9 protein-coding genes are annotated in these 14,164 nt (G+C 70.7%); 2 read left to right on the top strand and 7 right to left on the bottom strand.

The annotated features are described in order from the left end of the window. Positions 1–9: 9 nt before the first annotated feature. From IPK37_18070 to IPK37_18055, 4 genes are all read right to left on the bottom strand, one after another. The gene (locus IPK37_18070; protein ID QQS00676.1) at positions 10–1,518 is read right to left on the bottom strand and encodes an acetyl-CoA hydrolase/transferase family protein; all 1,509 of its coding nucleotides are present in this window, start codon (positions 1,516–1,518) and stop codon (positions 10–12) included. A 210-nt stretch (positions 1,519–1,728) separates the two neighbouring features. Next, a complete protein-coding gene (locus IPK37_18065; protein ID QQS00675.1) occupies positions 1,729–2,613 on the bottom strand; it encodes an EamA family transporter in 885 nt (294 codons plus the stop codon). A 112-nt stretch (positions 2,614–2,725) separates the two neighbouring features. After that, entirely contained in the window at positions 2,726–3,415 is a 690-nt protein-coding gene (locus IPK37_18060; protein ID QQS00674.1) for an MBL fold metallo-hydrolase, read from the bottom strand. Between the two features lie 70 nt (positions 3,416–3,485). Next, the gene (locus IPK37_18055; protein ID QQS00673.1) at positions 3,486–4,247 is read right to left on the bottom strand and encodes a maleylpyruvate isomerase family mycothiol-dependent enzyme; all 762 of its coding nucleotides are present in this window, start codon (positions 4,245–4,247) and stop codon (positions 3,486–3,488) included. A 159-nt stretch (positions 4,248–4,406) separates the two neighbouring features. Between IPK37_18055 and uvrA the strand changes: the two genes are divergently transcribed. Next, the gene (uvrA, locus tag IPK37_18050) at positions 4,407–7,538 is read left to right on the top strand and encodes an excinuclease ABC subunit UvrA (protein QQS00672.1); all 3,132 of its coding nucleotides are present in this window, start codon (positions 4,407–4,409) and stop codon (positions 7,536–7,538) included. Positions 7,539–10,471: 2,933 nt separating this feature from the next. Here the strand turns inward: uvrA and IPK37_18045 are convergent. After that, a complete protein-coding gene (locus tag IPK37_18045; protein ID QQS00671.1) occupies positions 10,472–11,410 on the bottom strand; it encodes a hypothetical protein in 939 nt (312 codons plus the stop codon). A gap of 462 nt (positions 11,411–11,872) precedes the next feature. On the opposite strand from IPK37_18045, the gene IPK37_18040 reads away from it, so the two are divergent. Further along, complete coding sequence (locus tag IPK37_18040) at positions 11,873–12,400, top strand: Rieske (2Fe-2S) protein (GenBank protein ID QQS00670.1); 528 nt, start codon at positions 11,873–11,875, stop codon at positions 12,398–12,400. Positions 12,401–12,541: 141 nt separating this feature from the next. Here IPK37_18040 and IPK37_18035 read toward each other — a convergent pair whose 3' ends face one another. Further along, positions 12,542–13,246, bottom strand: a complete 705-nt coding sequence (locus IPK37_18035; GenBank protein ID QQS02995.1) for an ABC transporter ATP-binding protein — start codon at positions 13,244–13,246, stop codon at positions 12,542–12,544. Positions 13,247–13,266: 20 nt separating this feature from the next. Then, a complete protein-coding gene (locus IPK37_18030; protein QQS02994.1) occupies positions 13,267–14,049 on the bottom strand; it encodes an ABC transporter ATP-binding protein in 783 nt (260 codons plus the stop codon). Positions 14,050–14,164: the final 115 nt, after the last annotated feature.

Below are 14,164 nucleotides of genomic sequence, written 5' to 3'. Positions count from 1 at the left end.
TCGAGGGGCTCAGCGCATCGTGCCCTCGGCCAGGTACCGGCGATGCCACTCGTGCGCCAGCGCCAGGTCGTGGGGGGTGTGCATGCCGTTGGCGACCTTCGCCGCGCGCTCGACGTACTCCTCCAGCGCCGCCCGGTAGTCCGGGTGCGCGCAGTTCTCGATGATGACCTTCGCGCGCCGTCGCGGAGCCAGCCCGCGCAGGTCGGCCAGCCCCTGCTCGGTGACGATGACGTGCGTGTCGTGCTCGGTGTGGTCGACGTGCGACACGAAGGGCACGATCGCGGAGATCGCCCCGCCCTTGGCCGTGGACGGCGTCACGAAGCAGGACAGGTAGGCGTTGCGGGCGAAGTCGCCCGAGCCGCCGATGCCGTTCTGCATCCGGCTGCCCATGATGTGCGTCGAGTTGACGTTGCCGTAGATGTCGGCCTCGATCAGACCGTTCATGGCGATGACACCGAGCCGGCGGATGAGCTCCGGGTGGTTGGAGATCTCTTGGGGGCGCAGCACGATGTTGCGCCGGTAGCGGGCGGCCTCGTCGTTCATGCGCTGGGCGTAGTCGGGGGACAGGCTGAACGCCGTCGCCGACGCGAAGCGCACCTTGCCCGCGTCGATGAGGTCGATCATCCCGTCCTGGATGACCTCCGTGTACGACGTGAGCTCCTCGAACGGGCTGTCCAGCAGGCCCGCCAGGACGGCGTTGGCGATGTTGCCGACGCCGGACTGGAGCGGCAGCAGGTTGTCCGTGAGTCGGCCCCGCTTGACCTCGTGCGCCAGGAACTCCAGCAGGTGCCCCGCGATGGCCTTGCTGTCGGCGTCGAGTGGCTTGAACGCGCTGTTGCGGTCGGGCGCGTCGGTCTCCACGATCGCCACGACCTTGTCGGGGTCGCAGCGCAGGTGCGGCTCGCCGATCCGGTCGGAGGGGCGCGTCATCATGAGGGGCTTGCGGTACGGCGGGAGGGCCGTGCCGTAGTAGATGTCGTGCATGCCCTCCAGGTCGGCGGACTGCCAGGCGTTGACCTCGAGGATGACCTTGTCGGCCTGGTCGATCCAGGTCTTGTTGTTGCCGATCGAGGACGCCGGGATGAGGTGACCGTCCTCGGTGATGCCGGTGACCTCGATGACCGCGGCGTCGAGCTTGCCGAAGAAGCCCTCCCAGACCAGAGGCGCGACGTGCGAGAGGTGCACGTCGATGTAGTCCATGGTGCCGGCGTTGATCTTGCCGCGGGTGACCGGGTCGGACTGGTAGGGGATGCGCAGGTCGACCCCGTCGGCCTCGGCCAGCGCGCCGTCGAGCTCGGGCGCGGTCGAGGCCCCGGTCCACACGCCCACCCGGAACGGCGTACCTTCCGCGGTCGCTTCCCGGATCCGGGAGGCGAGGGCGATGGGGACCTCCTTGGGGTACCCGGCGCCGGTGAACCCGCTCATCCCCACGTTGTCGCCGGGGTGGATCGTCTTCGCGGCGTCGCTGGCGCTCATGACCCTCTTGCGCAGCTCCGCGTTCGCGATGCGGGTGGCCATGCAGTTCCCTCCACAGGTCGACAGGTGGCGGCGCGGGGCCGCGGGCTCACGGCGTGCAGCCGTTGGTTGGGCCACGGCGCCCTCGCGGGCGTGGTGGTGCCGTCACTACCGTAAGCCGCCGGGGACGGCGTACGGCGCATCTTGTGCCTTTGTCGTAACAACTTTGAGCAAAGTCACACGGGGCGCGGGCGCGGCGGCGTGGCTCCCACGTCAATCCACCGGAGCCGGGGAACGCACGGTGACGACCGCGGAGGCGCACACCACCAGCGCCATCCCGGCGAGCTGGACCGGGGTGAGTCCCTGGTGCAGGACCAGGGCGCCGGCGAGCGCGGCGGCCGCTGGCTCCAGGCTCAACAGGATGCCGAAGACGCGCGCGTCCAGGCGCCGCAGGGCCACGAGTTCGAGGGAGTAGGGCAGGACCGAGGACAGCACCGCGATCCCGGCCCCCTTGATGAGGGCGTCGGGTGCTAACAGCCCCGTGCCGTCCACCGCGAACCCGGTCGGGACGACCAGCGCCGCGGCGACGACCATCGCCCAGGCGAGCCCCTCCGTACCGTCGAAGGCTCGTCCCGTGCGGGCGGAGAGGAGGATGTACGCCGCCCACGAGGCACCCGCCGCCAACGCCAGCCCGATGCCGATGAGGTCCACCTGGTCCAGCGGGGTGGTGGCCACCTGGGAGATGAGTACGACCCCCGTCCCAGCGGCGAGCACCGCCAGGCCGTCCCACAACCGCCGGGACAGGGCGGCCGCCAGGAGCAGGGGCCCGAGGAACTCGATCGTGACGGCCACGCCGATGGGGAGCCGTCCGAGGGAGCCGTAGAAGGTGCTGTTCATGACGGCGAGGGCGACGCCGAAGGCCGCCGCCGTACGGAAGTCCGCCCGGGTGTGCCCCGCGACCCGGGGGCGGGCCACCGCGAGCATGATGACCGCGGCGACGCCCAGCCGCAGGGCGACCGAGCCGAAGACGCCGATCAGCGGGATCAGCGTGGCCGCCAGCGCCCCGCCGAATTGCACCGACAGGATCGAGGCGAGGACGAGCGCGACCGGAAAGCCCGTGCTCTCTCGGCGTACGGGCGAGGTGGACACGGGCGCCATTCTGCCCGGCCCGGGGTGACCCGCGCCGAGACCTCACTCCCGGGAGAGATTTGGCCTGGTGACCTGCACCGAGCCTTCGTGCGAGCCTGCGGGACGGGTCGACTCGCAGGCGTCACCAGCCGCGGGCGCGCCACTCGGCCAACTGGGGACGCTCCACCCCGAGCGTGGTGTCCTTGCCGTGGCCGGGGTAGATCCAGGTGTCGTCGCCGTACACCGCGAACACGCGCTCCTCGACGTCGTCCAGAAGCGCGGAGAAGTCGACCGCGGAGTTCGTCTTGCCGACCCCCCCGGGGAAGAGGCAGTCGCCGACGAAGAGGTGGGCCCGGCCGGAGTCGGGTTCGGTCCAGGCCAGGGCGACGCCGCCCGGGGTGTGGCCGCGGAGCTCGAGGACGGACAGCCTCTGCCGCCCGAGGACGATCTCGTCGCCGTGGGCCAGGCGACGCTCGGGAGGCAGCGGGAGGGCGTCGGCGTCGTACCGGCCCGCGAGCGTCGCGGCCTGCGTGCTCGCGGCCAGCTCGGACAGGGCGCGCACGTGGTCCCAGTGCCGGTGGCTCGTGACGATCATCGAGAGGTGGCCGCTGCCCTCGCCGATCAGGCGGGTGAGCCGGGGGGCGTCGTCCGCGGCGTCGACCAGCAGCTGCTCCTTGGTGTCCGTGCAGGTCAGCAGGTAGCAGTTGTTGTCCATGGCGCCCACGCTGGCCTTGCGGATCGTCAGGGGGCCCAGCTCGCGGACGTCGCTGGGGCCTCCGGGGGTCACCTCGCCGGTGTAGCGGTCGGGGGCGTTGGGAGTCGTGTCGGGCATCTGGGTCACCTCGGGGTCACGGGCGGGTACGTCGCTGGAAAGAGGCCGGTACGTCGGGGCGTGCTGCCGGTCAGGGCAGCGTGGGCAGGGGGCCGGTGGAATCGACACGGTCGGTGACGCCGCGGGTCAGCCACTGGAGCAGGTCGCTCGCCGAGCCCTGCACAGCCACGACGCCATCGGCCACGGTCTCGCTCGGGGTCGTGCCGACGAGGTAGTGGTCTCCGTCGTGGCTGTTGATCGACAGCTTCGGGCCACCAGGCCGGGCCAAGCGGGAGACGGCCAGGTCGAGCAGGTCGGCGATCGCGAGCGGGTGGGCGTCGTCCAGCGTGAAGCCGGCCCGGAGGTCGAGGTGGTGCAGGACGACCTCGTTGAGACGGCGCCGGGGCAGGTCGCGAGGGTCCGCGGGCCCCGAGCTCATCTGGAGCTCGTGGGTGGCCAGCGGCAGGGCCAGCGCGGCGAGCCCGTCCCGCACCAGGTCGCAGGAGCGGCTCAGGTCGGCCAGCTGGTCGGCGGCCGGGCGCGGCGCGCCCTCCTCGATGTCGGCGTCGCGGCTGGCCTGGGAGGGGTACTGCGGGGTGCGTACGCCGGTGCGGGCCCAGACCACCAGCCGGACCAGGCTCTCCGCGTTGCGGGCGAGGTGCGTGACGATGTGGCCGCGGGTCCAGCCGGGGCACAGCGACGGCTGGGCCAGGTCCTCGTCGGTGAGGGTCTCGACGGTGGCGAGCAGCTTGGCCGTCTCGACGTCGAGCAGTTCGAGCGCGGCGGGGATGTCGGCGGGGGACAGGTGCCCGGTGGGCTCGGGAGACGCGGTGGGCTCGGGGGACTCGGCCATGGGGCCCATCCTGGCCCAGGCAGATCATGGGGCGCACCCCCGGCCGGAAACGGGACGGGCCGTGGGTCGTAGTCGGCGCGGCACGGCCAGGGCGGGCCCCACCTCCGCCGTACCGCAGCCGGTCGCAGCGTTGTCGGAGGCGCCGCATAGCATGTCCGCGTGACATCCGGTCCCCTCGCTCCGTCCCGCGCGCACGACCGCCTCATCGTGCGTGGCGCGCGTGAGCACAACCTGAGGAACGTCTCGATCTCCATCCCCCGGGACGCGCTCACGGTCTTCACCGGCCTGTCCGGGTCGGGCAAGTCGTCGCTGGCGTTCGACACGATCTTCGCCGAGGGCCAGCGGCGCTATGTCGAGTCGCTCTCGGCGTACGCGCGGATGTTTTTGGGCCAGATGGACAAGCCCGACGTGGACTTCATCGAGGGGCTGTCGCCCGCCGTCTCTATCGACCAGAAGTCGACCAACCGCAACCCCCGCTCCACCGTGGGCACCATCACGGAGGTGCACGACTACCTGCGGTTGCTGTTCGCGCGCGCGGGGACGCCGCACTGTCCCGTGTGCGGGGAGCAGATCACGCGGCAGACCCCGCAGCAGATCGTGGACCGCTTGCTGGAGTTGCCGGAGCGCACGCGGTTCCAGGTGCTGGCGCCGATGGTGCAGGGTCGCAAGGGGGAGTTCGTCGACCTGTTCGCCGAGCTGCAGACGAAGGGCTATTCGCGGGCGCGGGTCGATGGCGAGACGGTGAACCTGACCGAGCCGCCCACGCTGGAGAAGCAGAAGAAGCACACCATCGAGGTAATCATCGATCGGTTGGTGGCCAAGGGCGCCGACCCCGCCGCGAAGCAGCGGCTCACCGACTCCGTCGAGACCGCGCTGCGGCTCTCCGGTGGACTGGTGCTGATCGACTACGTCGACATCGGCCCGGACGACCCGGAGGGCCGGCCCGCGGAGCGGCGGTTCTCGGAGCGGATGGCGTGCCCCAACGATCATCCGATTTCGATCGACGAGGTGGAGCCCCGGACGTTCTCGTTCAACAGCCCGTTCGGCGCCTGCCCGCAGTGCACGGGGCTCGGCACCGAGCTCGAGGTGGACCCCGAGCTGCTCGTTCCCGACGAGGAACTGAGCCTGCGGCAGGGCGCGATCGCCCCGTGGGCGCAGGGGCAGAAGATGAACGACTACCAGATGCGGGTCGTGACCGCGCTGGCCGAGGACCTGACGTTCTCCCTGGACGCCCCGTGGCGCACGCTCCCCGAGCGGGCCAAGGAGGCCCTGCTGTTCGGGCGGGACTACAAGGTGCACGTGAAATACCGCAACCGGTTCGGGCGGGAGCGGTCGTACACGACGGGGTTCGAGGGCGCCGTACCGATGGTGAAGCGGCGCCACGGCGAGACGGACAGCGACTACGCGCGGGACAAATACGAGGGCTTCATGCGCGAGGTGCCCTGCCCGGCATGCCGGGGCGCCCGCCTCAAGCCGGAGTCGTTGTCGGTGCTCATCGATGGTCGCAGCATCGCGCAGGTGTCGGCGATGTCCATCGCGGAGTGCGCGGAGTTCCTCCGCGGGGTCCGGTTGGGGGCCCGGGAGGCGCAGATCGCCGAGCGGGTGCTCCGGGAGATCGGGGCCCGGCTGGGATTCCTGCTGGATGTCGGCCTGGACTACCTGTCGCTGGATCGGCCGGCCGCCACGCTCTCCGGCGGGGAGGCCCAGCGGATCCGGCTCGCGACGCAGATCGGGTCCGGCTTGGTGGGCGTCCTGTACGTGCTCGACGAGCCCTCCATCGGCCTGCACCAGCGCGACAACCAGCGGCTGATCGGCACCCTCACCCGGCTGCGCGACCTGGGCAACACCCTCATCGTCGTCGAGCACGACGAGGACACCATCGAGGCCGCGGACTGGGTGGTCGACATCGGGCCCCGGGCGGGGGAGCACGGCGGCGAGGTGGTCCACTCCGGGCCGTTGGCCGAGCTGCTGACCTGCCCGGAGTCCCTGACCGGCGCGTACCTCTCGGGGCGACGCTCGATCGCGCTCCCGGCGGTGCGTCGGCCGATCGACAAGCTTCGGCAGCTCGCGGTCCTGGGGGCCCGCCAGAACAACCTGCACGACGTCGACGTGCAGTTCCCCCTCGGGGTGTTCGTGGCTGTGACCGGCGTCTCGGGTTCGGGCAAGTCGACGCTGGTCAACGACATCCTCTACAACGTGCTCGCGAACCGGCTCAACGGCGCCCGGCACGTGCCCGGGCGGCACCGGACGGTCACCGGGCTGGAGCATCTGGACAAGGTCGTGCACGTCGACCAGAGCCCCATCGGGCGGACGCCGCGCAGCAATCCCGCGACGTACACGGGGGTCTTCGACCACATCCGCAAGCTCTTCGCCGACACCACGGAGGCGAAGATCCGCGGCTACCAGCAGGGCCGATTCAGCTTCAACGTCAAAGGCGGGCGCTGCGATGCGTGCTCCGGTGACGGCACGCTGAAGATCGAGATGAACTTCCTGCCCGACGTGTATGTGCCGTGCGAGGTGTGCCACGGGTCGCGGTACAACCGGGAGACCCTCGAGGTTCACTTCAAGGGCAAGACCATCGCCGACGTTCTCGACATGCCGATCGAGGAGGCGGTGGACTTCTTCGCGGCGGTGCCGGCCATCAGCCGGCACATGAAGACGCTGTACGACGTGGGCCTGGGTTACGTCCGCCTCGGGCAGAGTGCCACGACCCTGTCGGGTGGTGAGGCGCAGCGCGTCAAGCTGGCCTCCGAGCTGCAGCGGCGCGCGACCGGCCGCACGATCTACGTCCTGGACGAGCCCACGACCGGCCTGCACTTCGAGGACATCGGCAAGCTCCTGGAGGTGCTGCAGGGCCTGGTCGACAAGGGCAACACGGTGATCGTGATCGAGCACAACCTCGACGTCATCAAGTCCGCCGACTGGATCGTCGACATGGGCCCGGAGGGCGGCGACAAGGGCGGCACGGTGGTGGCGAGTGGTACGCCCGAGCGGGTCGCCGCCGACCCGGCCAGCCACACCGGTCGATTCCTCGCACCTGTGCTCGCCAAGCAACGGCCCGTGCCGGTTGGGGCCGCGCCGGCTCCGAGCGCCGCGGCCACCGCCCCGGCCAAGGCGGCTGGGCGCGGCAAGGCCGGTGGCTCTGGCGCCGCCGGGGCCCGAGCGGCGACCAAGGTCGGCCGGACGACGAAACCGGTGGCGGGCTCGGCCTCGGGAGCCGGCGCCGCGGCCGGGCGCCCAGCAGCGAAGAAGGCGACGGCCGCAGCCAAGCGGCGCGCCCGCCAGGCATAACGCCGGGGTCTCAGCCGCCAGGTGCCCAAGAAGATGACCGTCGCAGCCAAGCGGCGCGCCCGCCCGGCGTACCACGGCCGTTCCGCCACCCGCCGGCGCTGCGCTCGATCTCCGGCATGGGCGCTCTCCCTGGACTGCCGCCCTGTTTCTGGCACTGGCGCCCTTCTTCAAGAAGGGCGCCAGTGGGGGTAATGGGGCGGCAGTGGGCCCGAACCGAGTCTGGATGCGGCGGAGTCGACGTGCGGAGGTCCAGCCCAGGCAGCCAAGGGGCGTCCGGTGCTTCGCTCGATCGCCGGCAGTGGCGCTCTTCCTGGACTGCCGCCCTGTTTCTGGCACTGGCGCCTCATTTTCGTGGATCGTCGACGCCTTGTTTGCCGCACTCGCGCCGTGGGATTGGGCAATCCCGCTCCATTTCCCAGACTGCCGCCCTGTTCCTGGCACTGGCGCCCTTCTTCAAGAAGGGCGCCAGCGGGGGTAATGGGGCGGCAGTGGGCCCGAACCGAGTCTGGATGCGGCGGAGTCGACGTGCGGAGGTCCAGCCCAGGCAGCCATGTCGGCGGCCACGAGAAACTGCCCGGAGACGGCCACGAAGCTGCCCGCTGGCGGACGTGAGAACTGCCCACTGACGGTCATGGGATCTGCCCGACGACGTCTCTGCCTCGCCGACCTGCGCGGTTGAGGCCCCTTCCTCGGGTGCGATGAGCGGTGCTGATGCGCCCTATCGCTCCCGAGGAAGGGAGAGTGAAGTCTGCCGAGGAGATCATGGAAATGTTGGATGCCTACGACCTAACAGGTTCGTTGCGCGATGCCGGCGAGCTGGCTGGCTGCTCCCACCACAGGTGAAGCGGTACGTGGATCGCCGTGCTGGCGGCGGGGAGTTGCCGGCGGCGGCGGTGCGGCCGATGTTGATCGATGAGTATCTGCCCAAGGTCGAGGAGGGGTCAGCGGTCGGTGGAGGTCCTGCCGATGTGGCGCACGAGAGCTGCTCGCCCTGGGCTACGGAGGGTCGGAGCGCACCACCCGCCGTGCGGTCGCGAAGGTCAAGAAGTCCTACCGGGCCGGACGTGGGGGCACCGTCCCTGGGTGACTGAGCCGGGGGTGGTTGCGTCGACTAGGCGATGGCCCCTGTCGCCGTGCTGTTCGTCGCCTGGCTGGCTTGGTCGCGGTTCCGGGTCGGATCCGCGACAAGACGATGCCCCGGTGTTCGCTGCCCTGGGCTGACGTTCCGGCGGCTGTGGGGTGCCGACCTAGTGTGACCGACAACGAGAAGACCGTCACGGTCGAGCACATCGCCGGAATTCCGGTGCGGAATCCGCAGCTGGTGGCGTTCGCCGAGCACTACTGATGGTCGGCACACCTGCGTCCGGCCGATCCGGCGTCCAGGGCGGCACCGAGTCGTCGGTGAAGATCAGCAAGGCCGACCTGGTCCCCAGGACACCAACCTGCGCGAGGGGTACGCCTCGTTCGCCGAGCTCGGTGGAGTTCTGCGAGAAGGTCAACACCCGAGCGCACCGGGTCCTGCCCGATCGAGATGCTCGCCAGGAACGGTCGCTGCCCGGTCCCGATGACCCGGCCGGGTGGTGCCGGGCAACACCCGATGGTGATGTTCGAGTCCGGCCAGTACTCGGTCCCCCCCCCCCTGTTGGGTGGTGTCCGTGCCCATGGGTCGGCGAGGAAGTGGGTCGTCATCGTCCACGTCGGCCAGGACGGTCCCCTGAAGTCGCCCGCCACCGCCGCCGCCCCCAAGATCGATGACAGACTCCGCCCAGCCTCCGCCCTGGACCGCCAGCCCGCAGACCCGGCCGAGTCCGACTTCCTGACCTGGGCGAGGGCGCGTGGCTGATCGAGGCCGCCGCCGCAGGCACACCACGGTGCGTCAGATGGCCGAAGCCCTCAGCTGGGCTGTTCGACCCCGTCGAGGGCTGGGCACTGGGCCCGCCGCCGCCGGCCGGTTCGCCGAAGCAGACCTGTCCCGATCCTGGACCACCACGCCCGAGCACCGAAGCCGGTGAGCACCGGGCCAGCGAGGACTCTCGCTGACCCAGGGCACCAGCGCATGGGCACGCCGGTGAACAGGTCGGCCAGCACGACCCCGACGGGAGAGGTGGCCCGATGACGACGAGAGCCGGCGTAGCCCGCCCTGCCAGCCGAACTGGAGGAGCTGTTGCCCGTGCGGCTGCCGCACATCCGTCGTCACGCACCCGAGGTCGTCGCAACCGCGAAAGCCCAACGCTGGGAGCCCGCCGAGGTGTTGAAGGCGCTGTTCGCCGAGGAGGTCCGGCCGGGAGCGTTCCGCACTTGTCCCCGGCGAGCGTCGGCGGGCTTCCCACCGGGAAGACCTCGCTGGCGCCCAGGCATCTGATCCCAGTCCCGACCCGCAGGCGCCGCACCCTGGAATGGGTCCACCGCCGCGAGACCTCGTGGTCTGCGGCCCCGGGCCCGGGAAGACGTTCTGCTGGAGGCCTGGCCAGCAAGCCGTCGAGGCCGGTGAAGGTCGCCTGGTTCACCCTGGAAGACCTCGGCGTCCCCCAAGGCACCTGGGACCCGCCCGCCCCCCGCCGACGGCCTGCTGCCGCCCGCGCCCCAGGGGCCTCAGACTCGCGACGCCGCCTGAGAAGCGGTCAGTCGCGATCAGCCGAACCTCCACCCCTGGGTCGACGAGCTGATGCCCAAGACGCTGGCCACCGCCACGGTGGACCGACTGCCCACCACGCCCACGTCTGCCAGACCAGCGGCGACAGCGTCCGGCCACCCAAGCACTCGCCGGTCAGGGGTGAGCCGTTGAACTGACCACCCTGGTCGGTGGTGGCCACACCCCCTGGTAGATCCCGTGGCCACCACCGGGCAGATCTCGTGACCGTCAGCGGGCAGCTTTCATGTCCGCCACTGGGCAGTTCCGACTGTCCCTTGACACAGCCAAGGGGCCTCCGGCGCTAGGCAGCCCGCGTCAGCCAGGTGATCGCGGCCTCGATGCGCGCGGCAATGATGGCCGGACGAAACAGCTCTGGCCACGTGAAATGAATGACGTACCAGCCGGCCGTATGAAGATCCTCGTCGCGGGCTTTCTCCGCGCGCAACGCACGACGTACCGATTCGTCCCGTTGCTCAGGCCACGGCGCGTACTTCTCGATGCCGTCGAACTCCAGCGCAAGCCGGTACCCAGAAATGGCGAGGTCCACCCGGTATGAGCGACCGACGCACCCCGGGTCGACCTGCGTCTGGACCGAGTAGCCGAGGAGCAGGACCTGCCACCGGAGCAACGACTCGCCGACCGATTCGGCCTGCGGATCGGCGGCGGCCACCGCCGGTCGTACCCGAGACATCCCCGGCGAATGCGCGTAGTCCGCCATCGCTTTCGCCAGACCCGACCGCGTGACCATGCCGCGCCGTAGCGCCTGGTCGGCCGCCGGGAGGAGCGCCTCGGCACCCCAACGCAGCCCGGTCTGGACGAGAGCATGCGCAACCTCGACGTGCTGGGGAGGGTCGTTGCGAGCGAGAGAGCGGGTGGATACGTCGGCCGCGTGCAGGACGTGGTCGCTCCGGCGGCGGTACCGAGCGCCGCGAAGCGACGTGATGTGCGCCGTGGTCAGTGGTACGCCGTGCAACGGCAGCCCGACGTCCGCCAGCGCGCTGTGATGGCTGAGGACGGCGCGGCCATCGTGTCGGGCCAGCACCGCGGCGGCGAGACGCCGATGGGACTCCTCCGGGCTGGCGTCGCGGCGGGGCAGCCCGTATGTCGCCCGACCGATCCGACAGATGGCGCCCGCGCCGACGAGGGCCTGCAGCTCGGCGTCGACCACGCCGAGACGGCCCAGTTGAGCTCGGCTGAGATCGCCCTGAGCGGCGAGGATCCCGGTGACGGTGTCGCGCATGGTGCCAGCATGGGTCGCCCTGCGTCGATGGCGTGCGCACGCGCTGACAGGCTGTGGACGGCGCCGTACGTCGGGTGGGGTGGGGATACGCGTGCCCGTTCCAGTGCCCCGAAACCCGACTGCCGCCCTGTTTCCCTCACTGGCGCCCTGCTTGAAGAGGGGCGTCAGTGAGGGAAAGAGGGCGGCAGTCCATGAAGAGGGCGCCAGTGCGGAGGTCGTCGGCTGGGAACGAGGGCGCCAGTGAGGCAAACAGGGCGGCAGTCGGGGAAAGAGGGCGGCAGTCGGGGAAAGAGGGCGGCAGTCGGGGAAACCGGGCGCCAGTCGGACATGCAGCGTGAACCGACTCGGGATTCGTGCGGGCCGGACTCAGCCGCCCGGCGGCGGCGCGGTGAACGTAGGGTGAAGGAAGCGTCAACCACCTCAGGCCGGCCGCTCGGCCGCATGGCAAAGGAGTTCAGCCTCGTGTTCTCTGCGCACCACGGTTCACCGGATGTCGCCGTCGCCTCGGCCGACCTCGCATCGGGGCAGGCGGCGAACCCCGACGTACCGTCTCGGCGCTCCGTGCTCCGCGCCGCCGCGACGGTGACCATCGCCGGCGTCGCGGTGACCGTGCTCGGCGCGTGCGGCGGGCAATCGGGAGCGGGCGCCGGGGGACAGGTTACCCACCAGCCCGACCTGTCCGACTCGGCCAAGGCGGCCATAGCCAAGGCCGTGAAGGCGGGGGAGGTCCCCGTCGGCAAGTCCAAGATCTTCGCCGACGCCGGCGTCATCGTGAGCCAGCCGACAGCGGGAAGCTACGTGGCCCTGAGCACGTACTGCCCGCACGCCGGCGGCCACGTCAGCGAGGTGTCCTCGCGCGGCTTCCTGCGGTGCCCGCTGCACGGCAGCGAGTTCGACCCGGCAACAGGCGAGGTGAAGGTCGGGCCGTCGGCGAAGGGCCTCGGCGTCCAGAAGATCAAGGTGGACGGCGACAAAGTCACCTCCGCCTGAGCACCGGGCCGACGGGCCCTGCCAGCTGGTGATCGACGGGGTCGCCAGCAAGCTGGGCGGGGCCCGGGCCGGAGCGACCGGAAGCCCACCCGCCCGACACGGTCGGGACGCTGAGACCTAGCCTCCGCGCCCCGACCGGCCTCAGTCCTCGCCCAGGTAAGCCTTGCGCACCTGGTCGCTGGCCAGCAGCTCCTTGCCCGTGCCCGACGCGACGATCTTGCCGACCTCCAGGACGTACCCGCGGTCCGCGAGGGTCAGCGCCGCCTGCGCGTTCTGCTCCACCAGCAGGATCGTGGTGCCCTGCTCGCGCAGCGTCCGGATCGTCGCCATGATCTTCTGCATCATCAGCGGCGAGAGACCCATCGACGGCTCGTCCAGCAGGAGCAGCCGCGGCTTGCTCATCATGGCGCGGCCCATCGCGAGCATCTGCTGCTCGCCGCCGGAGAAGGTGCCGGCGGGCTGGTCCGCGCGCTCGTGCAGGATCGGGAACAGCTCGTACGCCGCCGCCAGGTCCTCCTCGATGCCGTGGTCCTTGCGGGCGTACGCCCCGAGCAGGAGGTTCTCCTTCACCGTCATCCGGGGGAAGATGTGCCGGCCCTCGGGTGAGTGGGCGACACCCAGAGTGACGATCTTGTGCGCCGGGACCCCGTCGATGCGCTGGCCCTCGAACGTCACCGACCCCTTGGCGGGCGGCAGCAACCCGGAGATCGTGCGCAGCGTCGTCGTCTTTCCCGCGCCGTTCGTGCCGATGAGGCACACCACGGAGCCCTGCGGGACGGTGAACGAGATGCCCTTGACGGCCTTGATCTTTCCGTAGGCGACGACCAGGTCCTTGACCTCCAACATCGCCGGTGCCGTGGTGTCGCTCACCGGGTGCCCTCCTCGTCCGCGATCAGCAGGTCGTCGTCGGGCGCCTCGAGCGACTCCGGCGTACCGATGTAGGCCTCGATCACCCGGGGATCCGACTGCACCTGCTCGGCGGTGCCCTCCACGAGCGTCTCCCCGCGCACCATGCACAGCACCCGGTCGCACAGGTTGAAGATGAAGCGCATGTCGTGCTCGATGACGAGAATCGCGAGCCCCGAGTCGCGCATCTTGAAGATGAGGTTCTCGGCGTCCCGGGTCTCCTGCGGGTTCATCCCCGCCGTCGGCTCGTCCAGCAGGATGAGCTTGGGGTCGGTGGCCAAGGCCCGGGCGATCTCGAGGCGGCGCTGGTCGCCGTACGGGAGGTTCCGGGCCAGGTGTTCATCGGTGCCGGCCAACCCGACGTACGCCAGCAATTCCTTGGCCCGCGCCCGGGTCGCCGCCTCCTCCCGGCGGAACTTCGGCCCGTGCAGGATCGAGGTCAGCGGCCCGGCGGTGGTCCGGCAGTACCGGCCGACCATGACGTTCTCCAACGCCGTCATGTTCGCGAAGAGCCGGATGTTCTGGAAGGTCCGGCTCATTCCCGCCTTCACCACCGCGCGTGGCTGGGGCGGCAGTACGGCGCCCTCGAACGTCACCTGCCCCTCGGTGGGCTTGTACAGCCCGGTGAGGCAGTTGAAGAAGGTGGTCTTCCCGGCCCCGTTCGGGCCGATGAGGCCGACGATCTCGCCCTCGCGGACGGTCAGGTCGACGTTGTTGACCGCGACCAGCCCGCCGAAGCGCATGGTCACGCCCCGGGCCTCCAGGACGGCCCGCCCCTGACCAGGGGCGGGGCCTGTCCCGGGACCATTTGCGGGACCGGCCGCGGGACCGGTCGCGTCGGGGGTCAAGGGCTCCGCA

This window comes from Austwickia sp. (assembly GCA_016699675.1).
Classification (GTDB): Bacteria; Actinomycetota; Actinomycetes; order Actinomycetales; family Dermatophilaceae; genus Austwickia.
This window is presented reverse-complemented; position numbering and strand designations above follow the sequence as displayed.

Bases quoted from the DNA above. Each gene is read 5' to 3' on its own strand.
- IPK37_18070 (QQS00676.1), bottom strand. From the start codon at position 1,518: ATGGCCACCCGCATCGCGAACGCGGAGCTGCGCAAGAGGGTCATGAGC.
- IPK37_18030 (QQS02994.1), bottom strand. From the start codon at position 14,049: ATGCGCTTCGGCGGGCTGGTCGCGGTCAACAACGTCGACCTGACCGTC.
- IPK37_18055 (QQS00673.1), bottom strand. From the start codon at position 4,247: ATGGCCGAGTCCCCCGAGCCCACCGCGTCTCCCGAGCCCACCGGGCAC.
- IPK37_18035 (QQS02995.1), bottom strand. From the start codon at position 13,246: ATGTTGGAGGTCAAGGACCTGGTCGTCGCCTACGGAAAGATCAAGGCC.
- IPK37_18065 (QQS00675.1), bottom strand. From the start codon at position 2,613: ATGGCGCCCGTGTCCACCTCGCCCGTACGCCGAGAGAGCACGGGCTTT.
- IPK37_18060 (QQS00674.1), bottom strand. From the start codon at position 3,415: ATGCCCGACACGACTCCCAACGCCCCCGACCGCTACACCGGCGAGGTG.
- IPK37_18045 (QQS00671.1), bottom strand. From the start codon at position 11,410: ATGCGCGACACCGTCACCGGGATCCTCGCCGCTCAGGGCGATCTCAGC.